The organism is Marinobacter iranensis (assembly GCF_029207565.1).
GTDB classification, from domain to species: domain Bacteria; phylum Pseudomonadota; class Gammaproteobacteria; order Pseudomonadales; family Oleiphilaceae; genus Marinobacter; species Marinobacter iranensis.
Genome location: NZ_JANCMW010000001.1, coordinates 178,690 through 204,329, shown reverse-complemented (window position 1 = coordinate 204,329; position 25,640 = coordinate 178,690). Strand labels below are relative to the sequence as shown.

Below are 25,640 nucleotides of genomic sequence, written 5' to 3'. Positions count from 1 at the left end.
GGAAAACGTTGGATGTGTTTGTCGGATTACGCTTCGCTAATCCGACCTACGTTTCCGGACCTGCGACTCATGTAGGTCGGATTAGCGAAGCGTAATCCGACAAAACAAGAAACAGGAAGCACCAAACTTACAGTCAAAAGCGGCTGTGTGGGCGGGCCTTCAGAAACCGTGCGGAGCCATGGATGGCGGAGCCCGAGCGTCACATGGATGTGCCGAAGGAGCGTGTTTCTGAAGGCCCGTCCACACAGCCGCCATCCAAGCTTAAGAACGTGCACCAAGACAACAAGGGCACGGACTAACAATCAGTCAGGAGAACAAAAACGTGAAATTCACCCCCGAACATGAAGCCCTCAGAAAAACCGTCCGCGATTTCGTGGAGAAGGAAATCAATCCCCACTGCGACGAATGGGAAGAAGCTGGCGAGTTTCCGATCCATGATATCTTCAAGAAACTCGGCAACCTCGGCCTGCTGGGCATCCAGAAGCCGGAAGAGTATGGCGGCATGGGGCTGGATTACAGCTATAACCTGGTGGCCGCCGAAGAACTCGGCACCGCCCATTGTGGCGGTGTACCGCTGGCAATAGGCGTGCAGACCGATATGTGCACCCCGGCCATTTCGCGCTTTGGCTCCGACGAACTCAAGCGCACCTTCCTGGCGCCGGCCATTGCCGGCGACATGGTGGGTTGTATCGGCGTAAGCGAAGTCGGCGCCGGTTCCGACGTAGCGGGGATGAAAACCACCGCGAAGCAGGACGGCGATGACTACGTCATCAACGGCTCCAAGATGTGGATCACCAACAGCCCCAAGGCGGACTTTATCTGCCTGCTGGCCAACACCTCCGACGACAAGCCCCACAAGAACAAGTCGCTAATCGTGGTGCCCATGAACACTCCGGGCATTTCCTTCAGCCCGCACCTGAACAAACTCGGCATGCGTTCTTCGGAAACGGCACAGATTTTCTTTGATGATGTGCGTGTTCCCCAGCGTTACCGCATCGGCGCCGAGGGCACCGGGTTCATGATGCAGATGCTGCAGTTCCAGGAGGAGCGAATGTGGGGCGCTGCCAATGTGATCAAGGCGTTGGAGCACTGCATCAACAAGACCATTGAATACTGCCGTGAACGCAAGACCTTCGGCCAGCCGTTGATCAATAACCAGGTGATTCATTTCCGCCTGGCGGAGCTGCAAACCGAAGTGGAGGCCCTGCGTGCCCTGACCTATCAGGCCTGTGAGCTGCATGTGGAAGGCAAGGATGTGACCAGGCTGGCGTCCATGGCCAAGTTGAAGGCCGGTCGGCTCGGGCGTGAGGTGACGGATAGCTGTCTGCAGTATTGGGGTGGCAATGGTTACATGTGGGAGAACCCGGTGTCCCGTGCGTTCCGGGATGTGCGGCTGGTGTCCATCGGTGGGGGCGCCGACGAAATCATGTTGGGGATTATCTGCAAGATGATGGGCACGTTGCCTGGTAAGCAGCGGGACTGAGTTTTACGCTTTGGCATTGGGAGAAAGGACCGGCACATGGGTGGGAAGGCTTTTTCGGGACACGCGGTGAATACGTCCCTGTACGCTCGACAAAAACATCCATGTTTTTGACGGTCCCGGAAAAGCCTTCCCACCCACGCACCGGTCCCCGGACAATTTTCTTGGAGTCGAACATGGATCAATTACCGCATTGCGAAACGCTTATCCTGGAGAAACAGGGGCCGGCCCTTTTCGTCACCATCAACCGGCCGGACGTTCGAAACGCCATGAGTCTACAGATGGTAGCGGAGCTTTCGACGGTGTTCAGCCAGGTTGAGGACGACACCAGCATTCGCGCCGTGGTGATTCGCGGTGCCGGTGGACACTTCTGTGCCGGCGGGGACATCAAGGACATGGCCGGTGCGCGGGGGCAGAAGCCTGCCGAGGGTGAAGAGGACCCTTTCTACCGGCTGAACCGTGCGTTCGGGCAGATGATTCAGCAGGTGAATGAGTCGTCGAAGGTGGTCATTGCAGTCACCGAAGGCGCCGTAATGGGCGGTGGTTTCGGGCTGGCCTGTGTGTCCGACGTGGCGATTGCCGGGCCGTCGGCTAAGTTCGGGATGCCGGAGACCACCCTGGGGGTGATCCCTGCGCAGATTGCGCCGTTTGTGGTGGAGCGGATCGGGCTGACGCAGGCGCGGCGGTTGGCGTTGCTGGGTTTGCGGGTGGATGCGGAAGAGGCCTGCCGGCTGGGGATTGTTCATCAGGTTGCTGAGTCTGAAGTCGAGATTGATGAGCTGTTGGGCCAGGCGGTGGAGCGGGTTCGGCAGTGTGCGCCGAATGCGACGGCGGAAACCAAGGCGCTGTTGCACCGCGTCGGCCATGAGTCCATGAGCGGCCTTCTGGACAGTGCGGCGGAGAAGTTTGCCGAGGCGATTCGCAGTGACGAGGGTTCTGAGGGAACTCTTGCGTTTATGCAGAAGCGGCCAGCCTCCTGGGTCTCGTCAGACTGATGGTGGAGGGGCGGGGTTGATCCGGCTTTCCGGGACACGCGGTGAATACGTCCCTGTACGCTCGACAAAAACATCCATGTTTTTGACGGTCCCGGAAAGCCGGATCAACCCCACCCCCAAGCACTGTGCAAAACGCTCATAAACAAACAGGCATGCAGTTACAAAAGTTGGAAGGAGCTTTGGTGGGAAGGAGGCCCTGGTTCAGGACCGTAAAAAACATGGATGTTTTTTACGAGCCTACAGGGATGTATTCACGGCGTGTCCTGAACCAGGGCCTCCTTCCCACCAAAGCGACCAGCCACCCAAGCAAGAGACCACCAAAATGCTAAAAAAACTCTTAATCGCCAACCGGGGTGAGATCGCAGTCAGAATAATCAAGACGGCAAAGTCACTGGGCTATCGCACCGTGGCAGTGTACTCGGAAGCAGACGCCAAAGCCCTGCATGTGGAGATGGCCGATGAGGCGGTGTGTATTGGCCCGGCTCAGGTGTCGGCTTCTTATTTGAAGGCTGAGGCCATTATCGAGGCGGCGGTCAGAACCGGGGCGGATTGTGTGCATCCGGGGTATGGGTTCCTGTCGGAAAATTCCAGGTTTGCCAGGGCCTGCAAAGAGGCCGGACTGGTGTTTGTGGGGCCACCGGAGGCGGCTATTGAGCTGATGGGTAGTAAGCGGCGGTCGAAGATTGCCATGCAGGAAGCCGGGGTGCCGGTGGTGCCCGGGTTTGAGGGTGACAATGCCAGCGACGAAGAGCTGATCGACGCTGCGAAGAATATTGGCTACCCGCTGATGATCAAGGCCTCCGCAGGCGGCGGTGGCCGGGGCATGCGGCTGGTGGAGAAGGCAGAGGAACTGGCCGACAACATCCGGCGGGCCCGTTCAGAGGCCAAACAGGCCTTTGGGGATGGCGAGCTGATTCTGGAGAAGGCGGTGATCGAGCCCCGCCATATCGAAATCCAGGTATTTGCGGACCAACACGGTAACGCCGTTTACTTGGGTGAGCGGGATTGTTCGGTTCAGCGGCGGCACCAGAAAGTGGTTGAAGAAGCGCCCTCGCCTTTCGTCACCCCGGAATTGCGGGAAGCCATGGGCGAAGCAGCTGTCAAAGCAGCGCTAGCCTGTGGCTACGAAGGCGCAGGTACTGTCGAGTTCCTGGTGAACAAGGACCGCAACTTCTACTTCCTGGAAATGAACACCCGCCTGCAGGTGGAACACCCGGTGACCGAAATGATCACCGGGCAGGATCTGGTGGCCTGGCAATTGTCCGTGGCCGAAGGCCTGCCATTGCCGCTGCCACAGGACCAGATCCAGTTGAACGGCCATGCCATTGAAGTACGCCTGTACGCGGAAGACCCGGCCAACGGGTTCACGCCGCAAACCGGGCCATTGCATCAGTTCCGGCCTGCTGAAGGCGAAGGATTGCGGTTCGACACCGGCGTTCGCTCCGGCGATGCGGTCACACCCCATTACGACCCCATGCTGGCCAAGGTGGTGGCCTGGGGGGCCAACCGCAATGAAGCCCGCCGCCGGCTGCTCAGGGCGCTGGAGGACACCACCGTGTTCGGCGTGACCACCAACCGTTATTTCCTCAGCCGCATCATCGCTGATGAGACATTCGGTGCCGGTGAAGCCACCACGGCGTTCCTGCAGCAGGCGTTCCGAGAGGATCCCTCCCTGGCTCCAAAAGAGATCAGTATCCGCGAACTGGCACTGGCCGCCTGCGTGTTCAGCCATGGCAATTCGGGCCGTCCTTCCAGTCAATCCGACATGAATAATGCCTGGAGCAACGCCCCCGCGACGGTCACTCCCGTCAAGCTTGAAACCGGCGACAAAACCCTGGAACTGCTGGTGCGCCGCGCCGGCAGTCACTTTACGGTGACCCGGGGTCAAGACCACTACGAGCTCGACCTTGAAAGCATGGGCGATGGCCTGTTATGCATTATCGACAAGGGCGTTCGTCAACAATGCCAATATCACCGCCGGGGCGATCACCTATATTTGCAGGCGTCCGGGCAGGCAGTGGCATTGCGTGATGTTACCCACCAGCCGGCCACTGGGGCTGCTGCCAGTGGCAGCGGCCGCATCAAGGCCACCATGGACGGCGCAATCATTGATGTTCTGGTGCAGGAAGGCCAGACGGTGAAACAGGGAGACACCCTGGTGATCCTGGAGGCCATGAAAATGGAACATCCGGTGAAAGCGGACCGCGATGGTATGGTGGGTGAGGTCCTGGCCGCGAAAGGCGACCAGGTCAAACGCAGCCAGTTACTGGTGGACATCACTGCTGCCGATGCCACCTCAGAGGAGGCCGGACAATGAGCACAATGCAGAACAGAACCGTTTTTATTACCGGCGGCAGCCGGGGTATTGGCCGGGCTATTGCCCTGGCCTGCGCCAGAGAGGGCGCCAACGTGGTGATTGCGGCCAAGTCCGACCAGCCACACCCGAAGCTACCGGGCACCATTCACAGTGTGGCGGAAGAAATACGGCAAGCGGGCGGCCAGGCCCTGCCACTGGTGCTGGATGTACGGGACGAAAAGCTGGTGCGTCAGCGGGTGGACGAAGCCGCCGATCATTTTGGCGGTATCGATGCGCTGGTCAACAATGCCGGCGCCATCAAGCTGTCTGGCGTAGAGAACCTCAAGGTCAGCCGTTACGACCTGATGCACCAGGTTAACGCCCGCGCGGTGTTTGTCTGCAGCCAGGCCGCATTGCCTTGGCTGAAGGAGTCGGACCGGGCCCATATCCTGAGCCTGTCACCGCCCCTGAATCTGGATACCCGGTGGTTTGCCCAATACGGGCCTTACACCACCACAAAATACGCCATGACCATGCTGAGTATGGGCATGGCCGAGGAGTTCCGGCGCTATGGCATCGCGGTAAACACGCTCTGGCCCAAAACACTGATCGCCACCGCTGCCATCGAGTTTGAAGTAGGCGGCCAGCAGATGCTGGCCCAGGGCCGCAAGCCCGACATTATGGCAGACGCCGCCCTGAGCATCCTCAGCCGCCCTGCCGACAGCATGACCGGCCAGTCGGTGATAGATGAGGATGTGCTGAGAGCCGACGGCGTTACCGATTTCGAACACTACCGGTACCAGCCCGGCGACAAACCGCTGATGCCGGACCTGTTTCTGGATTAGCCCCGGAGTCAGCCGTTGTCCCCGGGGTACAAACGAACAACAACGTTCAACACTGACCCTGATGGATGACCAATATGACCCAGGAAAACGTATCCGCTCGTGACATTGTTCGCAGCCTGCCCGGCATACTCCGGCGCTTCCCCAGTATTGCCAAGGGCTATTACTACTACTCGGTCAAGAACGGGAACAAGGACCTGACCCTTGGCACCCTGGTGGAGCGTAACGCCGAAAAGTACGGCCATCGCCCGGCCATCCTGTTCGAAGACCGCAGCATTACCTGGCACGAATTCAACGGCTGGGCTAACCGCATTGCCCGCTTCCTGAAGGCGGAAGGGCTGGTCAGGGGCGATGCGATTGCCGTGTTCCTGGAAAACCGCCCGGAACTGCTGGCGGTGGTGGCCGGTGCCGCGAAGATTGGTGTGGCTTGTGCGATGCTGAACACATCCCAGAAAGGCAAAGTGCTCGAGCACAGCGTCAATCTGATCGGTCCGAAGATGGTTGTTGTGGGCGAGGAACTGGTAGAAAGCTTCGATGGCGTGAAGGCCGATATCCAGACCAGCCACCCCAACCCGTTCCTGTTTCTTGCCGATACCAACACCATGAACATCTTCGGCGATGCGCCGGAGGGTTACGTAAACATGGCCACAAAGGTCAGTGCCCACCGGAACACCGCACCTCAGCCAGCCGATCAGCCCACCATGGGCGATACCGCCATTTACCTGTTCACCTCCGGCACCACCGGCCTGCCCAAGGCCGCGCCTGGCAGCCACCGCAAGTTCATGAAAGCCTATGGCGGCTTCGGCATGATGTCGCTGGACATGAGGCCGGACGACGTCCTCTACTGCACCCTGCCCCTCTACCACGGCACTGCCTTGCTGGTGTGCTGGGGCTCGGTCCTGGCCGGCGGCTCCGCCATTGCCCTGCGCCGCAAGTTCTCCGCCAGCGCCTTCTGGGACGACGTGCGGTATTTCCGGGCCACCACCTTCGGGTACGTGGGCGAACTCTGCCGCTACCTGCTCAACCAGCCACCCAGTAAGCAGGACCGCAATCACAACCTCACCAAGATGATCGGCAATGGCCTGCGCCCGTCCATCTGGAAGGAATTCAAGGAGCGCTTCGGCATCGAAACCGTGGCGGAGCTCTATGCCTCCAGCGAGGGCAATATTGGCTTCAGCAACTTCTTCAACCTGGACAACACCGTGGGCTTTTCCACCGCCCCCTACAAACTGGTGAAATTCCACGACGGCACTCGCGACCCGGTCCGGGATGAGAACGGTTTCATGCAGGAAGTTGAGAAAGGCGAACCGGGCCTGCTGATCGGCGAGATCACCAAAAAGTGGTCCTTTGAAGGCTATACCCAGAAAGACGCCACGGAAAAATCCATCCTGCGAGCTGCCTTCAAGAAAGGCGACCAATGGTTCAACACCGGCGATGTTTTAAAGGAAATCGGCTGCGGCCACCTGCAGTTCGTGGATCGCATGGGCGACACCTTTCGTTGGAAGGGGGAGAACGTGTCCACCACGGAGGTGGAGAACATCATCGACGGCTCCAACATGGTCGAGGAAGCAATCGTCTACGGCGTGGAAATTCCCGGCACCAATGGCAAGGCCGGCATGGTAACGCTGGTTCCCCGCTCCAATGGCCATGAGTTCGATGTAAACCGGCTGTTCCGCTACCTGAACGACAACCTGCCGCCCTACGCGGTTCCGGTGTTTGTGCGGGTGACGAGTGCCATTGAAAAAACCGGGACTTTCAAATACCGCAAGGTGGATATCCAGAAAGCCGGCTATTCCATCGACAAGCCCGGGGAGCAGGTTTATGCGTGGTTGCCTGGGACGGAGGGGTATAGCCTTTTGACGCCTGAGCTGGTTGCGGAGATTGATTCGGGCGACGTTCGGTTTTGAGTTTTCCTGGATTTAAGGCAGCGCCTATGTCTCTCGGCCCTAGCCTGCACGGCTTGGTGGCGGCACCGGTGGGAACACCCTCCCAAAAAACGCTTCAAGCACATCCATGTGCGCTTGGGCTCCGCCATCCATGGCTCCGCACATTTTTGGGAGGGTGTTCCCACCGGTGCCCGCAAAGCATCGGAGATATATCGAAAGGTTTCGGTGGCGACGAACGTAGGTCGGATTAGGCCGCAGGCCGTAATCCGACAAATGGAGGTAACGCCACAAAAAGAGTCGGATTACGCTTCGCTAATCCGACCTACGGTTTCGTCATTCGCTGGTATATTTCCGAGGCCTGCCGGCAGGGGCTGAGGGACCCTCCACAAAATGTCTCCGGCCAGGGACGGCCGGAGTCAAGCGCACATGGCTGTGCTCGTAGCGTTTTTGTGGAGGGTCCCTCAGCCCCGGCCATACCCCAAACTAAACAGGCTAGGACCAAAACCCGAAGGTCACCTCAAGACCCAACCTTAAGCACAACCTTCCCGGTAGCCGTCCGCCCAGTCAGTGCTCCGAGGGCTTTCTCATAGTCCTCGAAGTCGTAAACCTCGCTGATTCTCGGGTTGATCTTGCCCTCGGAGAACAGCTTCAGCAGCTCCATCATGTTCTGGGCGCTGTTCTGCGGCTCGCGCTGGGTGAAGCTGCCCCAGAAAACGCCAACTACAGAGCAGCCTTTCAGCAGGGTCAGGTTTGCCGGGATCTTGGGGATATCGCCGGCTGCAAAGCCGATGATCAGGTGGCGGCCGTTCCAGGCCATGGCGCGCAGGGCCTGTTCGGTGAATTCGCCGCCGACCGGGTCGTAGATCACATCCACGCCCTTGCTATTGGTCAGGCGCTTGACCGCGTCTTTCAACGGCTCTTCGGTGTAGTTGATCAACTCATCCGCGCCGGCTTCTTTCGCCACCGCCAGTTTCTCGGCCGTGCTGGCCGCCGCAATCACGTGGGCGCCCATGGCCTTGCCCAGTTCCACCGTGGCCAGACCAACACCACCACTCGCCCCCAGTACCAGCAGGGTTTCACCGGGCTGGATGTTGGCACGTTGCTTCAGGGCGTAGTAGGAAGTGCCATAGACCATCGAGAAAGCAGCCGCTTTCTCGTCGGACATGGACTCGGGGATGGGCAGGATGTTCTGTTCCGGAACCACAACTTCCTCGGCGAAGGCGCCGTAACCCGTGAGGCCGGCAACGCGGTCGCCCGGTTTGAAGCGGGTTACCTTTTCCCCTACTTCAACCACCTCGCCTGACATCTCTCCACCGGGGGAGAAAGGCATGGTGGGTTTGAGCTGGTATTTGCCCTCAATGATCAAAGTATCCGGGAAGTTCAGGCCAGCAGCCTTGACCCGGACCTTGACACCATGGCCTTTCGCCATGGGGCTGGCGACGTCTTCGATAACCAGTTTGTCGGCAGGGCCGTATTCCTTGCAGAGAATCGCTCTCATGTTATGACTCCGTTAATAGACGGTCGATAAAGAATGATTGCAGTTGATGGTTATCAACCTAAACAGAGTCGTGTCATGAAGCAAATAAAGAAATCTTATCTTGCCGGATAAGCCAGGCTTATTCTTCCCGAGCTACTTTGCCAGAGCATGGTGCTGGCATAGGCCAGGCGCATCATTTTCTGGACATAGCAGACGCCCACAAAATGCCGCTCTTATGCACACCTGCCCAGGATGAATATGTAGGGCTTTTCGGCTATCCTGCGCGCATTGAAACCGGGCCGGTGCCCCGCTCGGTGTTTCCCCTTCAGGGTCTGACATGTTCGATATTATCTATCTGCTTGAAATGATCGGCGTGGTTGCCTTTGCAATCTCCGGCATGATCGTGGCCAGGTCCAAGAATATGGACCCGGTGGGCATTTTTGCGATCGGTTTTGTCACCGCCCTGGGGGGCGGCACCCTGCGGGATCTGATGATGGACAATCACCCGCTGTACTGGATCCAGCACGAGGAGCAACCGATTCTGATCCTGGCCATGGCGGTTATTTTCAGCTATTGGCATCGCGCCGAGCGCATCCGCGAATCCCGGATTGTGTTTCCGGACGCCATCGGCCTGGGGGTATTCTCTATCCTTGGTGCCCAACTGGCCCTGGACCTGGGACACTCCTGGTTTGTTGCGTCGCTACTGGGCGTGATGACTGGCACCTTTGGCGGCGCACTGCGCGATACCCTGTGTAACGAAGTGCCGTTCATTTTCCGCAAGGATCAGGTTTACGCGTCCATCTCGTTTGCCGGTTGCTGGCTGTACTTCGTCTGCCAGTGGCTGCTGGAGAGCGAAACCCTGGCCCTGACCATCGGCTTGCTGTTCATCGCCATTACTCGTTTACTGGCCGTGCGTTTTGATATCCGCCTTCAGCGGGACAGGCGATATGGTTAACCGGCCAACCAATGTTGAATCGTCCCTTGGCGTTCTCGCCTCCAGCCGGTAACATTGCCGTTTTTTCACGCAATTCCTGAAACCGGTTCATTCAATCCCTATTCAGCTCCCTGTGAGGCAGGCTCCCGTCATGCTCGAACGACTATTCCAGCTCCAGGCCCACGGCACCACTGTTCGTAAAGAGGTGCTTGCAGGCTTCACCACCTTCCTGACCATGGCTTATATCATCGTGGTTAACCCCAGTATCCTATCCGCCACCGGTATGGACTTCGGTGCGGTATTTGTTGCCACCTGCCTGGCTGCCACCATTGGCACCCTGATCATGGGGTTCTGGGCCAACTACCCGATCGCCCTGGCACCGGGCATGGGCCTGAACGCGTTCTTCTCGTTCACCGTGGTCGGCAGCATGGGTTACAGCTGGCAAGTGGCGCTGGGGGCGGTTTTCATCTCCGGTTTCATCTTTTTCCTGCTGAGCATCTTCAGAATCCGGGAATGGATCATCAACAGCATCCCCATGTCCCTGCGCTTCGGCATTTCTGCCGGCATCGGCTTCTTTCTCGCACTGATCGCCCTGAAAAATGCCGGTATCGTGATTGATAACCCCGCTACTCTTGTGGGCCTTGGTGACGTAAAAGCGGCCGAGAGCCTGCTGTTCTTTGGCGGCTTCGTGCTGATCTGTGCGCTGTCCTTCCGGCAAATCACCGGTGCGGTGATGATCGGCATCATCGCGGTAACTCTGGTGGCCATGGCGCTTGGAATGGTGGAATACGAGGGCTTCTTCTCAGCACCACCCAGCCTGGCACCCACCTTCATGCAACTGGACCTGGCCGGAGCGCTGAACGTGGGCATGATCAGCGTGATTTTCGCCTTCCTGTTCGTGGACCTGTTTGACACCTCCGGCACCCTGATCGGCGCTGCCCAGCGCGGCGGCCTGCTGGACAAGGACGGCAAACTGCCCCGTCTGGGCCGTGCATTGATGTCCGATTCCGTAGCCACCATGTCCGGTGCTGCCCTGGGGACCTCCACAACCACCAGTTACATCGAGTCCACCGCCGGCATCACCGCCGGTGGCCGTACCGGCCTGACCGCTGTTGTGGTGGCAGCCCTGTTCATGGCCTGCCTGCTGCTGTCGCCCATTGCCAGCATTATACCGGCCTACGCCACGGCCCCCGCCCTGCTGTATGTTGCGGTGCTGATGGCCAGCGGGCTGAAACTGATAGACTGGGACGATGTCACAGAAGCCGCTCCGGCGGTCGTGACTGCGCTGATGATGCCGCTGACCTTTTCCATCGCCAATGGCATTGCCCTGGGCTTCATTACCTATGCCATCCTGAAGGCATTGAGCGGCCGCTGGTCGGATCTCAACGTCAGCGTGGTGATCATTGCCATCGTATTCATCCTGAAATTCATCTTCCTGGACGTGGCGTAAGCTGCGTTCCCAGAGCCCGGACCCGCTATGGACTACTTTGCAGAAAGCATCAAGAAAGCCATCCGCACGGTGCCTGACTGGCCCAAGCCAGGGGTCGCCTTCCGCGACATCACTACTGTGCTGCAGGACCGTACCGCGTTCCGCAAACTGATTGATGCCTTTGTTCATCGTTACCACGGCCATGATATCGACGCTGTGGCAGCAGTGGACGCCCGTGGCTTTATCATCGGCTCGGCCCTCGCCTACGAGCTCAATGCCTCACTGGTACTGATCCGCAAGAAAGGCAAGCTGCCGTTCGACACGCTGGTGGAAGACTACGAACTGGAATACGGCACCGCCTCGGTGGAACTGCACAAGGATGCCTTCAAACCCGGCGACAAAGTGGTGTTGGTGGATGACCTGATCGCCACCGGCGGCACCATGCTGGCGGCATCGCGGCTGATACGTCGCATCGGAGCCGAGATTGTCGAGGTGGCGGCGATGATAGACCTTCCCGACCTGGGCGGTTCACGTAAGCTGCAGGAAGAAGGATTGAAGGTTTATACTGTTTGCTCATTCGAGGGCGACTAGGGAGCGGGCGCTCCCTTTCATCACACAATACGGGAGCGGCCATGCCTGATTATCAGCACCACTGGAAAGACGGGACACCGGTTCACCTGCCGCTGGGCAAGATTGTCTGCATCGGTCGCAACTACGCGGAACACGCCAGGGAGTTGAACAACCCGGTTCCGGATGAACCCCTGTTGTTCATTAAACCGGCAACGTCGGCGGTGCATATTACCCGCCCGCTGGATTTTCCCCGCAACCAGGGTGCGGTTCATTTCGAGACCGAGCTGGCCGTGCTGATCGGCCGCCCACTGACCAAGGCGTCGGCCAGTGAAGCCGAGGCTGCCATTCTCGGCTATGGGCTGGCGCTGGACCTGACCCTGCGGGACGTTCAAACCCGGCTTAAAGACAAAGGCCAACCCTGGGAGCGCGCAAAAGCCTTTGATGGTGCCTGCCCGCTGTCGCCTTTTGTGACCGCTGATCGCCTTCCCCGCGACCACATGACATTTACCCTGGACATCAACCGCGAGCGCCAGCAAACCGGCGATACCCGGGAGATGCTGAATCCGATCGTGCCCCTGATCGCCCACATGAGCACTCAGTTCACCCTGATGCCCGGTGACGTAGTCCTCACCGGCACGCCCAAAGGCGTTGGGCCGCTGGAGTCCGGCCAGATATTGTCTCTGGAACTCGAAGATGCCTTGTTTGTGGAGACCACCGTGCTCTAGGCTGGGCACAGGACATTGCGATCAACCTCAGGTCCATAGGCTTTCCAGGACGTATAACAGGCATGGCAAAGAAACCGGTTACCACCCGTAGCGGACGATTCCTGAGACTGGCAGGCATGACGGCCTCCGTGGCCAGCCAGTATGCCGGGCAACGCGCGCGCCGGATATTCCGCAGCGATGAAGACAACGAAGGCGCCCGCTCCGAGAGCTACACCCGCATGGCGGACCAGATTGTCGACACCCTGGGTGAGCTCAAAGGCGCGGTCATGAAGGTCGGGCAGATAGCGTCCCAGACCCAGGACTTCCTGCCCAGGGAATTTTCCGACGCCCTGGAGCGGCTGCAGAAAGAAGCCCCACCCATGCCCTTCGAGGTGATTGTCGGCCAGGTGGAAAGCGAACTGGGCAAGCCTGTGTCGGAACTGTTCGAGTACCTGCAGGAAAAGCCCTACGCCGCCGCATCCATCGGACAGGTTCACAGGGCGCGCTTGCACAACGGCACCGATGTGATCGTCAAGGTCCAGTACCCGGGGGTGGACGAATCCTGCGACAGCGACCTGAAGCAATTGCGGATGGCACTGAAACTGGGTGGCCTGCTGCGGATGCCGAAGGAACACGTGGACCAGCTATTTGGCGAAATCCGGGTGCGGCTCAAAGAAGAACTGGACTACGAGAACGAGGCCCGCAACCTGGAAGAGTTCCAGGCATTCCATGCCAAGGACAGCTGGATCGTTATCCCGAAAGTATTTCAAAGCCACTCGTCCCGGCGTGTACTGACCATGGAGCTGGTGGAAGGTGACCACATCAGCCAGGTAACACCGCAAAAATACAGCCAGGACACCATCAACCTGATCGGCCACCGCATCTTCACCATGATGGCCGATCAACTGTTCCGCTACCAGTGCATCCACGGCGACCCTCACGCCGGCAACTTTGCCTACCGCCCCGACGGTACGGTCATTCTCTATGATTTCGGCTGTGTGAAAAAGCTGAAACCGGAGATTGTAGAAGCCTATCGCAACGCCCTCGTCTCCGCCCTGGAGGAAGACTACGCTGCCCTGGACCGACACCTGATTGCCCTCGGTGCCAGGGTGGAAAACCAGCCAGCGGTGGACGAGGCCTACTATGCCATGTGGCGGGATATCCTCATTCAGCCCTTCAGCAGTACCACCCCCTATGATTTCGCTGACTCGGAGCTACACAAGGACGTTGCCGCGAAAACCACTACGGTGTTCAAATATCTGGACTACTTCAAACCGCCGGTTGAGAGCATTTTTATTGATCGTATGATTGCCGGGCATTACTGGATGATGAAGCGTTTGGGGGTACAGGCTGCATTCGGGGAGGAATTGGAGAAATACCTTCGGAATACGCCGGGCTGAGTTGTCACCCGGGCCCGGCGGAGCGACCGGAAAACTACTCGGACTTCTGCTTCAGCAAGTCCCGAATTTCCATCAGCAACTGTTCCTGGGCCGACGGTGCCGGCGGCGCGGCCGGCGTTTCCGCTTCCTTTTTACGCATACTGTTCAGTGTCCTGACCGCGACGAAAACAGCAAACGCCACGATCACAAAATCGAAAACGGTCTGAATAAAGACCCCGTATCGAAGCACTACAGCCTCTGCGCCCTCCTCGGCTGCCTTAAGGGCAATAACGAGATTGGAAAAGTCGACACCACCGATGAGTAATCCGATAGGTGGCATCATGACATCAGCAACAAACGACGAAACAATCTTGCCGAAAGCGACACCGATGATAATGCCCACCGCCATATCCATGACGTTACCCTTGACTGCAAATTCCCTGAACTCTTTTACGATGCTCATCGCAAACAACTCCTTGAATGCCAGACCTCGTTGGCCCTACAAACAGCTAAGGGCACGCTCCCACGAGCGTGATTGAATTGTAGCGGAGTTTCGGGCATTTACAGCCAGGTATCAGCAGCAACAGTCACCTGAGCGCTCATCTCACAATCCAAGGCCGGTAACCCACTCGGCCACCCCTTCACTGGCACCCTTGCGAATCACCCTGGCCCGGGAAAGGTTGGCCGGCTCGCCGGGATCAATCACCGTCACCGGCACATCAAAATCCACCAGGTTGACCAGCCCCGCGGCAGGATAGACCTGCAGGGAGGTACCCACAATCAGCAGGTGATCCGCCGTGGGCACAACCTCCGATGCCGATTCAATCATCGGCACTTCCTCGCCAAACCACACGATATGAGGCCGCAACTGGGCACCGCGCTCGCAGGTATCGCCCGGCTGGATGTCCCGGAACCCGATGTCGTAGACCAGTTCAGGATGCCTGGAACTGCGGGCCTTGGTGAGTTCGCCGTGCAGGTGGATGACATTGCTGGAACCGCCCCGTTCGTGCAGGTTGTCCACGTTCTGGGTGATGATGGTGACCCGGTAGTGTCGCTCCAGCTCCGCCAACAGGCGATGGGCGTCGTTGGGCTGTGCCGATTCCAGTTGGCGACGGCGCTCGTTGTAGAAGCGGAGCACCAGTTCCTGATTCCGCTCAAAAGCTTCCGGGGTGGCAACGTCATAAACGCTGTGCTGCTCCCACAGCCCGCCGTTATCGCGAAAGGTGGAGAGGCCGCTCTCAGCGCTCATGCCAGCTCCGGTGAGAACTACGATGTGATCTTTCATAGGGCAACGCTTTGGATCAGTGTATGGGTGTTGCGGGCAGGTCAGAACCAGAGCTTCTCCGGCCTGCGCCGTTTTTCCACTCTGAGCCCGTGTTTTTCAAGGATAGCAACCAGTTCCCCGGTGTCATCAATATTGAGAAACGGCGCCAGGGCAATTTCTTCGCCCCGGAACTGCAAGTGAAGTTTTGGAGGTGACCAGGGGTGGCGGGGCATGTCCTGCCACACGCGGGTATGTCGGCGGGGCAGCTCCCACTCCTTTTCCTTGCGGGTAAGGCCTTTTTCCAGGCGGATCAGCTCCGGGGAGAAAGTGAGCACTTCCCGTTTCTGGCACTTCCGGGAAGTGTAGTAAAACGCCGCCGCCAGGGCTGCCAGTTCCAGCCCCGCAAATGGCAACACCGGCCATGCCCCGGCCAGGAGCATTCCGGTGGAAATCGCCAGTGAGAGAAAGCAGGCTGCCAGCCAGATGCGAATATTCCCCTTCCAACTCATGGAGCGGTTGGGTGTCAGGAGAAAACAGTCGCCTTCACGCTGGGAAAGCTGCTCTACCATTTAGGTCGCTCCCGGGAGCCACCCGCATCACCTGAAAGCCCTCAGTCGAAGATCTTGCCGGGATTCATCACCCGGTTGGGATCGAAAACCTGCTTGATGCCCCTCAGATAGGCAATTTCAGCGGCGCTGCGGGTGTACTCCAGATACGGCTTCTTGGTCATGCCAACGCCATGTTCGGCAGACACACTGCCCTGGTAACGTTCGACAATCTCGAAGACCCATTTGTTCACCTGCTGGCATTTCTCGAAGAAATCCTCCTTGGCCATGTCTTCCGGCTTGAGGATATTCAGGTGCAGGTTGCCGTCACCGATATGCCCGAACCAGATGATTTCGAAGTCCGGGTAGTGCTCGGTGACCACCGCATCGATTTCCTGCAGGAACCCTGGCACCTTGGAAACCACCACGGATATATCGTTCTTATACGGCGTGCGCGGCGCAATGGACTCGGAAATGCGTTCCCGCAGTTGCCAAAGGTTCTGGGCCTGGGTTTCGCTCTGGCTGATCACGCCGTCCAGTACCCAGCCATTCTCGACGCACTGTTCGAACAGCACCATGGCATCATCCATCACCTGGTCGGACACGGCCTCGAACTCCAGCAACGCATAGTACGGCGCCTCGGTTTCGAACGGCGCCTGCACCTGACCGTGGGCCAATACGTGCCCCATGGCCTGATGGGAGAAGAACTCGTAGGCGGTCAGGTCGATCTGCTTCTGAAAGGTTTGCAGCACATCCATGGTGTTGGTGAGGTCGTTCAGGCCCAGCACCAGCACGGTGAGATTATCCGGCTTGCGGGACAGCTTCATGGTAGCCTCGGTGATGAAGCCCAGGGTGCCTTCCGCGCCGATAAACAGGTGGCGCAGGTCGTACCCGGTGTTGTTCTTCGCCAGGTTCTTGTTCAGGTCGAGGATATCGCCCTTGCCGGTCACCACTTTCAACCCGGCTACCCAGTCACGGCTCATACCATAGCGGATCACCTTGATGCCGCCGGCGTTGGTGGACAGGTTGCCGCCAAGCTGGCTGGAGCCGGCCGAGGCGAAATCCACCGGGTAATACAGGCCGTTGTCCTCGGCAAAGTTCTGCAACTGCTCGGTTACCACGCCCGCCTGGCACCGCACGGTTCGGTCGCTGGCGCTGAATTCCAGGATTCGGTTCATGTTGTCAAACGCCACCACAACCTCGCCATTGGCGGCCACGGCACCGGCACTCAGGCCCGTGCGTCCGCCGGAGGGCACCAGCGCCACCTGGTTGTCGTTGGCAAACCTCACCAGCGCCTGCACCTGCTCGGTGGTTTTGGGCAGGACGATGGCCACCGGCTTTGGCGGATAGATCTTCGTCCAGTCCTTGCCATAATTTTCCAGGTCCGCCGCGTCGGTGAGTACTTTCCCGGGGCTCTGGCCCGCTTCCATCAGGGCTCGGAGGGAGGCAACGATCTGTTCAGAATTCATGGATTATCCGGTCTCGCAAAGGGTTAGTCAGGGCGCCGGTGGGCGAAGTTGATTCAGGTAACCTGACGCGCTGTGAAAATCTGCGTTTATGGTATCATACCGCCCCTGTTCTGTGAGCCCGCCCGCCAACAGCGGTGCTCACGGGTCATTTCATGTGACGAAAGGTTCGGAAGCAAGCCCATGTCAAATACGTCTCTTGAAAAGAGCAAAATCCGCATCCTGCTGCTGGAAGGCGTGCACCAGTCTGCCATTGATACCCTGAATGCCGCAGGTTACACAAACATCGAGTACCTGACTCACTCGCTGGCCGAAGAAGCGCTGATCGAGAAAATCGCCGACGCTCATTTCGTGGGTATCCGCTCACGCACCCAGCTGACCGAGAAGGTATTTGACGCTGCCGAGAAACTGGTAGCGGTGGGCTGTTTCTGCATTGGCACCAACCAGGTGAACCTCCAGGCAGCAACCCGTCGCGGCATCGCTGTTTTCAACGCCCCCTTCTCCAATACGCGCAGCGTCGCTGAACTGGTTCTGGCACAAGCGATTCTTCTGCTCCGGGGCGTACCCGAGAAAAACGCCAAGGCCCATCGTGGCGAGTGGCTGAAGTCTGCCAAGGACAGCTATGAAATCCGTGGCAAGAAACTGGGCATCATCGGTTACGGCAACATCGGCACCCAGTTCAGTGTCCTGGCGGAAGGCCTGGGCATGGACGTTTACTTCTATGACGTGGTATCGAAGCTGTCCATTGGCAACGCCACCCAGGTGGGCACCCTGCAGGAACTGCTGAACACCTGTGACGTGGTCAGCCTGCACGTGCCGGAAACACCGGCCACCAAATACATGTTCAAGGCCGAGCAGTTCGCCCAGATGAAGCCCGGCAGCATCCTGATGAACGCCTCACGGGGCACCGTCGTGGATATTGACGCCCTGGCAGACGCCCTGGGCAGCGGCAAACTGCTGGGCGCCGCGATTGACGTGTTCCCGGTTGAGCCCAAGTCCAACGACGAGGAGTTCATCTCTCCGCTGCGTGAGTTCGATAATGTAATCCTGACCCCACACGTGGGTGGTTCCACCATTGAAGCCCAGGAAAACATTGGCCGCGAAGTGGCGGAAAAGCTGGCCATGTACAGCGACAACGGCACCTCTGTCTCGTCCGTAAACTTCCCGGAAGTGGCCCTGCCGTCGCACCCGAACCAGCATCGCCTGCTGCACATCCACGAAAACGTGCCAGGCGTGATGTCGGAAATCAACCAGGTATTCTCGGAGAACGGCATCAATATCTGCGGGCAGTACCTGCAAACCAAGGAAGACATTGGTTACGTGGTTGTCGATGTCGACAAGGAATACGGCGAGCTGGCATTGGAGAAACTGCTGAAAGTGAAAGGCACCATCCGCTGCCGCGTACTGTTCTGATTTCGATCAATTCAGTAACGCCGAAAGCCGGGGCCAGCAGGCCCCGGCTTTTTTTATTACTGCATCGGAACCAGCGTCAGTTCAACGCGGCGGTTCTGTTCGCGGCCCGAGGCGGTGTCGTTGGATGCAATCGGGTAACGCGGGCCATAGCCAACCGCCCGGGTACGCTTGGGTTCAATACCCTGGTTCAGCAGGAAATCCCGAACTGAACTGGCACGTCGCTCACTCAGCAACTGATTGTAGTCCCGGGAGCCGGTGCTGTCGGTGTGACCTTCAATCTGGATGATGGTCTTGTCGTACTCTTTCAGTACCAGCGCCACTGACTCCAACGTGTTGCTGAACGACGGTTTGATGGTGGTCTGGTTCACGTCAAACGTGATGTTGCCCGGCATGACCAGTTCAATCTCGTCGCCGTTACGCACCACACGAACACCGGAACCTTCAAGCTTGCGGCGCAGTTCGGCTTCCTGCTTGTCCATGTAGTAGCCAATGCCGCCGCCAATGGCCGCACCGGAGGCCGCGCCGATCAGCGCACCCTTGCCCCTGTCACTGCTGCTGGACGTTGCCGCACCAATAGCCGCACCACCAATCGCACCAATAATGCTGCCTTTGGTTGCGCTTGAGGTTTTCTCTTCCCCGGTATAGGGGTCGTATGTCATACAGCCGCCCAAACCAACAGTAGCGACAGCAAAAGCAACAATCGTTTTCTTCACGGCATTCTCCAAAGTCTTTCCACGGTATGACTTTTCGCGGCACGTTGCCGCATTGGCTTTCCCCTAACCGGCCTCTGACAGAGACCCGCCATGGTCGTTTTCAAACGTATCCACGATGGTATTGAATACAGTTGCCTGTAAATCCTGAGCCTCGTTTACTAGATGATGACGCCCATCCGGTATCCGGAGTTCCTCCACCGAGGCAAATTTATTGCGGATTATCCGCAGATTGTGCTGCCAGTCCACGGTCAGGTCCTTTTCCCCCTGCACCACTGTGATCGGAAAATCCACCGGTCGCGCCGCCTCAATGTGCGGCACCCATTGCCTCAGTGCCGATACCCAGTCGACGTGAACGGCCCTGGCCTGGAGCGGATCATAGTCCCTGAGGAACTTCAGGAAACGCGAGTTCCCGCTGTTGGCACCGAACACCCTCCGCCACCGGGAAATAAACGGCTTCGCCAGGCTGTGCAGAACCTTGGCCCCTAACCAGCCAGCGGGCCTTATCAGCGGCGCCAGCAAGACCACCCTGCGAAAATCCGAGGTTTTCCGCGTGTGGTGGTTGGTCAGCAGGTAGTCAATCAGAATGGCTCCTCCGGTACTCTGCCCAACCGCATACCAGGGGGCTCGTACCTTCTCCCTCACATTGGCCATGACATCCGCCAGCACGGCCTGGTATTCCAGAAAACTCCCGATCGCGGCCGGCGTTCCACTGGACAGCCCGTGCCCGGGCTGATCATAGGCCAGCACGTCAAATCCGGCGCCAAGACACCGGTCAATCAACTGGCTATAAAGGCCAACGTGATCAAAGTAGCCATGCAGGATGAACACGGTGCCCCTGGCTTTTTGTTGGCCTGGAAGCTGGAAATAGTGAACCATCACCTGATGCCGGTCGGCCATCACATAGCCCTGATGATAACTTACCTCCGGGTGTTCCACCCAGAGATCAAGGCCATAGAAACGGCAATAGGCAACCATATCTTCACTGAGTTGCTCCTCGTTTTCAGGAGCAAACGGCGCCAGCCGTTCCAGCAGTGACGCCCTGTTCCAGTTCGGAATTTCTATGGTATCTGTTTTCCAGTACACGTAGAGTTACACGCCTGTCATGAATGGGTATTAAAATAGCAGTGTGCCTGCCTGAACCTGGTGAATAGGTTAGCACACCACAACCCCGGAGTTGCCGATGATACAAACAGCCCTGGAAGCCGGACTGCGCCAGACCATGAACAGACTGGTTCGACCCTTGTTGCACCCTGCGATTCCCGTTGCGCTGCAACGCAGGTTGATCAGCAAGGCGTATCTGACGTCGATCCCGCCACGTGGTACCCGGTTCGAAGACATCCAGGCTGAGGGGCTCGCCATCACCAGGGCATGCCATGGTGACAGCTCCAATGGAGTTGTGCTGTATTTTCATGGCGGTGGTTACATTATCGGCTCGCCAAAGACCCATCGTGGGATTACCGGCCACCTGGCGAAATTCAGCGGCGCCATGGTAATCACACCCGACTACCGTCTGGCGCCGGAGCATCCCTACCCCGCAGCACTGGACGATGCCGAAACCGTCTACCGTGCGCTGCTGGATGAAGGGCACCCGCCTGCGACTATTTCACTGGCGGGCGACTCGGCTGGTGGCGGGCTGGCAGTGGCACTGGCGATACGCCTGCGTGACAAAGGCCTGCCCCTGCCCTCTTCGCTGATGGTGCTCTCACCCTGGACCGACCTTTCCAACCAGGACCTCTACTCCCCCGAGTGCGAACCGGTGCTGCAAAAGCCCTGGATTGACAAGGCAGCGCGCCTTTATTGCGGCAGCGAGCCGGTATCCAACCCTCTGATTTCACCAGTGCAAGGAGACCTTTCCGGCCTGCCACCCCTACTGATACAGGTTGGCAGCCAGGAAATTCTCCTTAACGATGCCCAACGCCTGGCGGACGTCGCCAGCCGCGACAGCGTTGACACCCGGCTGGAAATCTACAACAGCCTCTGGCACGTTTTCCAGGTTCACGCGGGGCAACTCGACAGGGCCACCGATGCCCTGAAAACCGCAGGGGCCTTTGTCCGCCGGCACCTGGCCACATCAACCAATGCCGAGAGTCTTGCCGCTCAGCCGGTCGTTTCGTGATCACCGTTGGTACCCGGAAGTGACACCTCCCCACGAATCAGTGCTTCCTTCTGTTTGCGGGGCCATTGTTTGAGTTGCCATTCCAGCTTGGAGGCGGTCGCCCTGTCGCTTGTTCCGGCGGAAAAAGCCAGCTCAAGCGGCCCCTTCCCCCGCAGGCTACGGGCGCCTTTGGGCGCACCAGCCTGATGCTCCGCAATCCGCCGCGCCACATCGGTTGTGATGCCTGTGTACAGAGCCCCTTTGGCGGTTCGTACCATGTAGATAAACCACCGGCTCATGCTGACGATGCCCTGACCATTTTTTCCCGGGTTTTACGTTGCTGAATCCATAGGCCCGCCACAATGAGCACCAGGCCCACATAGGTAGACGGCAGGATGATTTCGCCAAGAATGAAGTAAATGAACACGAGCGACAGAAACGGTGAGATAAAGATGAGGTTGCTGACCCTGGCGGTATTCTCCGCTTTCTTCATGGCATAGGACCAGAGAACAAAGGCAACGCCCATCTCGAACACCCCCACATAGGTGGCAGCGGCCAGCCCCACGGACGGGTTGAAATCGAAACCGTCCGTGAAGCCGCAAATGACCACAATGACCGGAAGGCCACAGAGGAAGTTCAGGAACAGCCCCACCACCGGATCCCGTGTGTCCCGCGTGGCGATAATCCAGTAGGACGCCCAGACCAGGGTGCTCCCGATTGCGAAGCCTACGCCCAGCGGGTCCGAGAACGTCAGCGACAGCACGTCACCCCGTGTTGCGATGACCACCACACCGCTGTAGCAGACCAACCCGGCAATGATATCCGCTCGCCGCAGCCGTTGCCTCAGGAAGGGTACTGACAGGTAGGCCAACACCAGCGCCCAGGTGTAGTTCAGGGGTTGTGCTTCCTGGGCAGGCAGTCGGTCGAAAGCACCAAACAGCAGGAAGTAATACAGGCAAGGGTTGATCAGCCCCATTCCGAAGGACTGCAGATACTGGCGGCGGGTCAGTTCGAACACCAGGTGCCAACGGCGTTGGGCGACGAGAATCAGTGCCATCACCACCACCGAGGCGGAGCAAGCCACCACCAGCATCTGAACGGGGGTAAGCTCCCGCAATGACAGCTTGAACGCTGTCGCCACCGTGGACCACAGCAGCACCGTTCCCAGCCCGTAAAGCATCGCCTGCTTCTGGTTAGTCATTGGCGTTGTCCTTGTCAGCGTCCAGCCAACGATACAGGGTGCGGCGATTGACCCCGAGTATTTGGGCTGCACGCCGCTTGTTGCCCTCCACAGCATCAATAACCTGCCCGACATAATCCTGCTGCACCTGGTCCAGCGTGGGCCAGTCCGCCAGGTTGCCAGCGGGCAATGCCGGCCTTGCCTCGGCAGACTCTGTCTGGCGCTTGCGAATGCGGGCCGGCAGGTGTTCCGGAAGCACCACATCGCCATCACAGAAGGTCACCGCCCGCTCAATGGCGCTGGCAAGCTCCCTGACATTGCCGGGAAACGGGTAGTCAGACAGGATGCGCGAGGCCACTTCACTCAGTTGCAGAAATCCCCGGTTGTGGCGCCGGGTCGACTCTCGCAGAAAGTGCATGGCAAGAAGGTCCACGTCGTCGCCCCTCTCCCTCAGTGGCGGCACTAGCAGGGTCAAGGTTTCCAGGCGATAGTAAAGATCTTCCCGGAAACTGCAGTGTTCCACCGCCTTGACGAGATCCTGATGCGTTGCGGCGATGATTCTCACATCCACTGACTCTTCCTGGTCGGCCCCAACCGGTTTGATGGTGCCCTCCTGCAGGACCCGCAATAACTTTGCCTGGAGCGCAAGCGGCATCTCGCCGATCTCATCCAACAGCAGCGTGCCCCCGTCGGCTTCGGCAAACAATCCACGACGGGCGGACTTTGCGCCGGTAAACGCACCGGCTTCATGGCCGAAAAACTCACTCTCCATTAATTCCTGGGGAATGCCCGCGCAGTTTACCGGTATAAATGGTCCCTGACTGCGGTCGCTCTCCTGGTGGATAGCCTTTGCAACCAACTCCTTGCCGGTACCGCTTTCCCCACTCACCAGAACCGCCGCCTGACTGCGCGCCACCTGTCGGATCTCACCCCTGAGCTGTTCCATCGCGCGGCTTTCACCCACCAGACCCAGTGATACATTCCCATCGCCCTGAGACTTGTAGCGTGCCAGCTCACTGGTAACTGCCGCATGGGCCAATAACCGCTTGATTTTCAGACGCAGGTGATCGGTTGAAAGCGGCTTGGTGAGGAAATCATCAGCACCGGCTTTCAGCGCCTCCACCGCCTGATCAACCGTGCCGAAGGCTGTAATGATGATAAAGGGGACGGACAGCCCCTCGGCCTGGAGCTGCCGGAGTATGGTAAGGCCGTCGCCATCCGGTAGCCGCAAATCCGATACGATCAGGTCCGGGTGCCACTCCTTCACTCCACGACACCCTTGTTCAACAGTGGCCGCACAGCGGACCTCGTATCCATCCACTTCGAGCTCCTCCGACAGGAGCATGCGCAGACTGGCATCGTCCTCCACCAGCAGAATGAGTGCCGGCCTAGCGTTCATGACAGGCCTCCGTTGAATCTTCATTGTTGGTATAAACCGGCCAGAACGTTGACATCCTGCAGCCCCCATCCGGATTGGAGCCAATATCAACCCGGCCACCATGCTCCTTGAGAACACTGCCAACCACGGCAAGCCCGAGCCCGGTTCCCTCGCCTGCTGCCCGGGTACTGAAGAAGGGCTCAAAAACCCGCTCCCTTAACGACGCGTCGATACCCGGGCCATCGTCGTCCACCCGCAATTCCCAGCACCCTTCGTGACCCACGACAGACACCGTCACCCGAGATTTCGCCGCCTGGCAGGCATTGCGAATAATGTTCAGACAGGCCATTTCCAGGCGGGTTGGCTCGGCCAGTATCCCGGCATGATCAACTGGAATATCGGTAAGGATTTCAACTCCCAGGCACCTCGGTTCTTCGCCAATACGGCCCGTTAGATCCCTCACTGTGGCCACCAGATCTGTCTGTCTCCGGGAGTCCGGCACATGGCGAAAACAGTCCAGCAGTTGCTGGATAATCAGCGTCATCCGCTCGACCTGATGTTCGATATCCTTCAGGTGTCGCCGATCATTCTCAGCCAGATCACCCCGACCAAGAATATTGGCACGGCCCTGGATAACATTCAGCGGCGCCCCCAACTCATGGGCAACACCCCCGGCAACCCGACCGATCATGGCAACCTTCTCCTGGTACTTCAGCTGCTCCGATAACGCCTGCTCCCGCTCGACACTTTCACGGATTTCCCGCTCGGCGATCGCCATACGGGCACCCATTTCCTGCAACCCTTCATGGATCTGGCGCAATTCACGGGGCCCGGCAGAGCGGCTATCGACCCGCCAACGCCCCGGCGCCATCCTCTCCATGATTTCCAGCAACCGGCTTACATGTCGACCGACAGCGCCATAGTGGCCCAGTACCACCACCAGAATGACCATCAAAGACACCACCGACCAGATGCTGACCGCCCAGATGCGGCTGGAAGCCACCAACTCGTGAAAGTCACTGCGTTTACGAGTCACCTGCAGCAATCCCTGAATACGGCCGTCAGACGCTATCAGCGGCGTGAACTGTGAGAATACGGATACCCCGTCCACCCGTCGAAAGGCGCCGCCGAGTTCGCGACTGGCAATCGCCCGCTCGGCACTATCACTACGGGTGACATCGCTGTCGGCCACGCCCAGGCTGGCGATGTGCCGCCCGTGCTCATCGAAGACCGAGGCACCAAACACCCGGCCAATGCGGAATATGGACTTTAGCGATTCCCCCATCACAATTTCATCACCATCCGACATGGCCTGTGAGAGCGGGCCACTGACAGCCCGGGCTACCAGCTCCAGATCTTCCCTCAACCTGTCGTTCAGGTTCCGTTCGACCGCGCCAAGCCCAACGTAGATAGCAACCCCGCTGAACACCATCAGTGGTACAACAATGCTCAGCACCAGAGTCAGGCGCAGTGAACGGAACATTTCCCGCGCTCTTGATACGGGTGTCTTCATAACCAACTCCGACAAACTGTCACGCAGGTATGCCACATGTGACATTTAGCCACAAGTCACGTTACACACCGGTAACGCTAA

23 protein-coding genes are annotated in these 25,640 nt (G+C 58.6%); 12 read left to right on the top strand and 11 right to left on the bottom strand.

Annotation, left to right across the window (positions count from 1 at the left end):
- Window positions 1-322: 322 nt before the first annotated feature.
- The 5 genes from atuD (at window position 323) to NLU14_RS01030 (ending at window position 7,520) form a co-directional block, all read left to right on the top strand.
- Window positions 323-1,483 (top strand): citronellyl-CoA dehydrogenase, encoded by a 1,161-nt coding sequence (gene atuD, locus NLU14_RS01050; RefSeq protein WP_275704301.1) that lies wholly within the window; start codon window positions 323-325, stop codon window positions 1,481-1,483.
- A gap of 173 nt (window positions 1,484-1,656) precedes the next feature.
- A complete protein-coding gene (locus NLU14_RS01045) occupies window positions 1,657-2,475 on the top strand; it encodes an enoyl-CoA hydratase/isomerase family protein (RefSeq protein WP_275704300.1) in 819 nt (272 codons plus the stop codon).
- 322 nt (window positions 2,476-2,797) lie between these two features.
- Window positions 2,798-4,792, top strand: a complete 1,995-nt coding sequence (locus NLU14_RS01040) for an acetyl/propionyl/methylcrotonyl-CoA carboxylase subunit alpha (RefSeq protein ID WP_275704299.1) — start codon at window positions 2,798-2,800, stop codon at window positions 4,790-4,792.
- On the top strand, window positions 4,789-5,616 hold the full coding sequence (locus NLU14_RS01035) for an SDR family oxidoreductase (protein WP_275704298.1): 828 nt from the start codon (window positions 4,789-4,791) through the stop codon (window positions 5,614-5,616). Before NLU14_RS01040 ends, NLU14_RS01035 begins: the two co-directional genes overlap by 4 nt.
- Before the next feature lie 74 nt (window positions 5,617-5,690).
- Window positions 5,691-7,520, top strand: a complete 1,830-nt coding sequence (locus NLU14_RS01030; RefSeq protein ID WP_275704297.1) for a long-chain-acyl-CoA synthetase — start codon at window positions 5,691-5,693, stop codon at window positions 7,518-7,520.
- Window positions 7,521-8,016: 496 nt separating this feature from the next.
- Here NLU14_RS01030 and NLU14_RS01025 read toward each other — a convergent pair whose 3' ends face one another.
- Window positions 8,017-8,997, bottom strand: coding sequence for an NADPH:quinone oxidoreductase family protein (locus tag NLU14_RS01025; RefSeq protein WP_275704296.1), 981 nt, complete (start codon window positions 8,995-8,997; stop codon window positions 8,017-8,019).
- A 316-nt stretch (window positions 8,998-9,313) separates the two neighbouring features.
- On the opposite strand from NLU14_RS01025, the gene NLU14_RS01020 reads away from it, so the two are divergent.
- The 5 genes from NLU14_RS01020 (at window position 9,314) to NLU14_RS01000 (ending at window position 14,013) form a co-directional block, all read left to right on the top strand.
- Entirely contained in the window at window positions 9,314-9,931 is a 618-nt protein-coding gene (locus NLU14_RS01020; RefSeq protein ID WP_275704295.1) for a trimeric intracellular cation channel family protein, read from the top strand.
- 130 nt (window positions 9,932-10,061) lie between these two features.
- Entirely contained in the window at window positions 10,062-11,360 is a 1,299-nt protein-coding gene (locus tag NLU14_RS01015) for an NCS2 family permease (RefSeq protein ID WP_275704294.1), read from the top strand.
- Window positions 11,361-11,387: 27 nt separating this feature from the next.
- Window positions 11,388-11,930: an adenine phosphoribosyltransferase gene (locus tag NLU14_RS01010; RefSeq protein ID WP_275704293.1), complete on the top strand. Its 543-nt coding sequence runs from the start codon at window positions 11,388-11,390 to the stop codon at window positions 11,928-11,930.
- 41 nt (window positions 11,931-11,971) lie between these two features.
- Entirely contained in the window at window positions 11,972-12,634 is a 663-nt protein-coding gene (locus NLU14_RS01005; protein ID WP_275704292.1) for a fumarylacetoacetate hydrolase family protein, read from the top strand.
- 62 nt (window positions 12,635-12,696) lie between these two features.
- Window positions 12,697-14,013, top strand: coding sequence for an ABC1 kinase family protein (locus NLU14_RS01000; RefSeq protein WP_275704291.1), 1,317 nt, complete (start codon window positions 12,697-12,699; stop codon window positions 14,011-14,013).
- 34 nt (window positions 14,014-14,047) lie between these two features.
- Here NLU14_RS01000 and mscL read toward each other — a convergent pair whose 3' ends face one another.
- From mscL to NLU14_RS00980, 4 genes are all read right to left on the bottom strand, one after another.
- Window positions 14,048-14,455, bottom strand: a complete 408-nt coding sequence (gene mscL, locus NLU14_RS00995) for a large-conductance mechanosensitive channel protein MscL (protein ID WP_275704290.1) — start codon at window positions 14,453-14,455, stop codon at window positions 14,048-14,050.
- Window positions 14,456-14,596: 141 nt separating this feature from the next.
- Window positions 14,597-15,277 carry an SIR2 family NAD-dependent protein deacylase gene (locus NLU14_RS00990; protein WP_275704289.1) on the bottom strand — a complete coding sequence of 227 codons (681 nt, stop codon included), beginning with the start codon at window positions 15,275-15,277 and terminating at the stop codon, window positions 14,597-14,599.
- Between the two features lie 41 nt (window positions 15,278-15,318).
- On the bottom strand, window positions 15,319-15,825 hold the full coding sequence (locus NLU14_RS00985) for a DUF2244 domain-containing protein (RefSeq protein ID WP_275704288.1): 507 nt from the start codon (window positions 15,823-15,825) through the stop codon (window positions 15,319-15,321).
- 41 nt (window positions 15,826-15,866) lie between these two features.
- Window positions 15,867-17,270, bottom strand: a complete 1,404-nt coding sequence (locus NLU14_RS00980) for an FAD-binding oxidoreductase (protein ID WP_275704287.1) — start codon at window positions 17,268-17,270, stop codon at window positions 15,867-15,869.
- A 180-nt stretch (window positions 17,271-17,450) separates the two neighbouring features.
- On the opposite strand from NLU14_RS00980, the gene serA reads away from it, so the two are divergent.
- Window positions 17,451-18,680 (top strand): phosphoglycerate dehydrogenase, encoded by a 1,230-nt coding sequence (gene serA, locus NLU14_RS00975; protein ID WP_275704286.1) that lies wholly within the window; start codon window positions 17,451-17,453, stop codon window positions 18,678-18,680.
- A 56-nt stretch (window positions 18,681-18,736) separates the two neighbouring features.
- Here the strand turns inward: serA and NLU14_RS00970 are convergent, their stop codons facing one another.
- Window positions 18,737-19,393, bottom strand: coding sequence for a YiaD family glycine zipper/OmpA-like lipoprotein (locus NLU14_RS00970; RefSeq protein ID WP_275704285.1), 657 nt, complete (start codon window positions 19,391-19,393; stop codon window positions 18,737-18,739).
- A gap of 63 nt (window positions 19,394-19,456) precedes the next feature.
- Window positions 19,457-20,476: an alpha/beta hydrolase gene (locus NLU14_RS00965; protein WP_275704284.1), complete on the bottom strand. Its 1,020-nt coding sequence runs from the start codon at window positions 20,474-20,476 to the stop codon at window positions 19,457-19,459.
- A 97-nt stretch (window positions 20,477-20,573) separates the two neighbouring features.
- On the opposite strand from NLU14_RS00965, the gene NLU14_RS00960 reads away from it, so the two are divergent.
- On the top strand, window positions 20,574-21,509 hold the full coding sequence (locus tag NLU14_RS00960; RefSeq protein WP_275704283.1) for an alpha/beta hydrolase: 936 nt from the start codon (window positions 20,574-20,576) through the stop codon (window positions 21,507-21,509).
- Here the strand turns inward: NLU14_RS00960 and NLU14_RS00955 are convergent.
- From NLU14_RS00955 to NLU14_RS00940, 4 genes are read right to left on the bottom strand one after another with little or no spacing between them, the layout of a single operon-like run.
- A complete protein-coding gene (locus tag NLU14_RS00955) occupies window positions 21,491-21,787 on the bottom strand; it encodes a GIY-YIG nuclease family protein (protein WP_275704282.1) in 297 nt (98 codons plus the stop codon). The two genes, NLU14_RS00960 and NLU14_RS00955, sit on opposite strands and share 19 nt — an antisense overlap.
- A complete protein-coding gene (locus NLU14_RS00950; RefSeq protein ID WP_275704281.1) occupies window positions 21,784-22,689 on the bottom strand; it encodes a DMT family transporter in 906 nt (301 codons plus the stop codon). Before NLU14_RS00950 ends, NLU14_RS00955 begins: the two co-directional genes overlap by 4 nt.
- A complete protein-coding gene (locus tag NLU14_RS00945; RefSeq protein ID WP_275704280.1) occupies window positions 22,682-24,067 on the bottom strand; it encodes a sigma-54-dependent transcriptional regulator in 1,386 nt (461 codons plus the stop codon). The genes NLU14_RS00950 and NLU14_RS00945 overlap by 8 nt, the downstream gene beginning before the upstream one ends.
- Window positions 24,057-25,559 (bottom strand): ATP-binding protein, encoded by a 1,503-nt coding sequence (locus NLU14_RS00940; protein ID WP_275704279.1) that lies wholly within the window; start codon window positions 25,557-25,559, stop codon window positions 24,057-24,059. The genes NLU14_RS00945 and NLU14_RS00940 overlap by 11 nt, the downstream gene beginning before the upstream one ends.
- Window positions 25,560-25,640 lie beyond the last annotated feature (81 nt).

Excerpts from the sequence above, each read along its gene's own strand:
- NLU14_RS01030 (WP_275704297.1), top strand. The coding sequence starts at position 5,691 with ATGACCCAGGAAAACGTATCCGCTCGTGACATTGTTCGCAGCCTGCCC.
- NLU14_RS01040 (WP_275704299.1), top strand. The coding sequence starts at position 2,798 with ATGCTAAAAAAACTCTTAATCGCCAACCGGGGTGAGATCGCAGTCAGA.
- NLU14_RS00980 (WP_275704287.1), bottom strand. The coding sequence starts at position 17,270 with ATGAATTCTGAACAGATCGTTGCCTCCCTCCGAGCCCTGATGGAAGCG.
- NLU14_RS01000 (WP_275704291.1), top strand. The coding sequence starts at position 12,697 with ATGGCAAAGAAACCGGTTACCACCCGTAGCGGACGATTCCTGAGACTG.
- serA (WP_275704286.1), top strand. The coding sequence starts at position 17,451 with ATGTCAAATACGTCTCTTGAAAAGAGCAAAATCCGCATCCTGCTGCTG.
- NLU14_RS01010 (WP_275704293.1), top strand. The coding sequence starts at position 11,388 with ATGGACTACTTTGCAGAAAGCATCAAGAAAGCCATCCGCACGGTGCCT.
- NLU14_RS01005 (WP_275704292.1), top strand. The coding sequence starts at position 11,972 with ATGCCTGATTATCAGCACCACTGGAAAGACGGGACACCGGTTCACCTG.
- NLU14_RS00940 (WP_275704279.1), bottom strand. The coding sequence starts at position 25,559 with ATGAAGACACCCGTATCAAGAGCGCGGGAAATGTTCCGTTCACTGCGC.
- NLU14_RS00985 (WP_275704288.1), bottom strand. The coding sequence starts at position 15,825 with ATGGTAGAGCAGCTTTCCCAGCGTGAAGGCGACTGTTTTCTCCTGACA.
- NLU14_RS00955 (WP_275704282.1), bottom strand. The coding sequence starts at position 21,787 with ATGAGCCGGTGGTTTATCTACATGGTACGAACCGCCAAAGGGGCTCTG.
- mscL (WP_275704290.1), bottom strand. The coding sequence starts at position 14,455 with ATGAGCATCGTAAAAGAGTTCAGGGAATTTGCAGTCAAGGGTAACGTC.
- NLU14_RS01015 (WP_275704294.1), top strand. The coding sequence starts at position 10,062 with ATGCTCGAACGACTATTCCAGCTCCAGGCCCACGGCACCACTGTTCGT.
- NLU14_RS00945 (WP_275704280.1), bottom strand. The coding sequence starts at position 24,067 with ATGAACGCTAGGCCGGCACTCATTCTGCTGGTGGAGGACGATGCCAGT.
- NLU14_RS01020 (WP_275704295.1), top strand. The coding sequence starts at position 9,314 with ATGTTCGATATTATCTATCTGCTTGAAATGATCGGCGTGGTTGCCTTT.
- NLU14_RS01045 (WP_275704300.1), top strand. The coding sequence starts at position 1,657 with ATGGATCAATTACCGCATTGCGAAACGCTTATCCTGGAGAAACAGGGG.
- NLU14_RS01035 (WP_275704298.1), top strand. The coding sequence starts at position 4,789 with ATGAGCACAATGCAGAACAGAACCGTTTTTATTACCGGCGGCAGCCGG.
- NLU14_RS00960 (WP_275704283.1), top strand. The coding sequence starts at position 20,574 with ATGATACAAACAGCCCTGGAAGCCGGACTGCGCCAGACCATGAACAGA.
- NLU14_RS01025 (WP_275704296.1), bottom strand. The coding sequence starts at position 8,997 with ATGAGAGCGATTCTCTGCAAGGAATACGGCCCTGCCGACAAACTGGTT.
- NLU14_RS00990 (WP_275704289.1), bottom strand. The coding sequence starts at position 15,277 with ATGAAAGATCACATCGTAGTTCTCACCGGAGCTGGCATGAGCGCTGAG.
- NLU14_RS00950 (WP_275704281.1), bottom strand. The coding sequence starts at position 22,689 with ATGACTAACCAGAAGCAGGCGATGCTTTACGGGCTGGGAACGGTGCTG.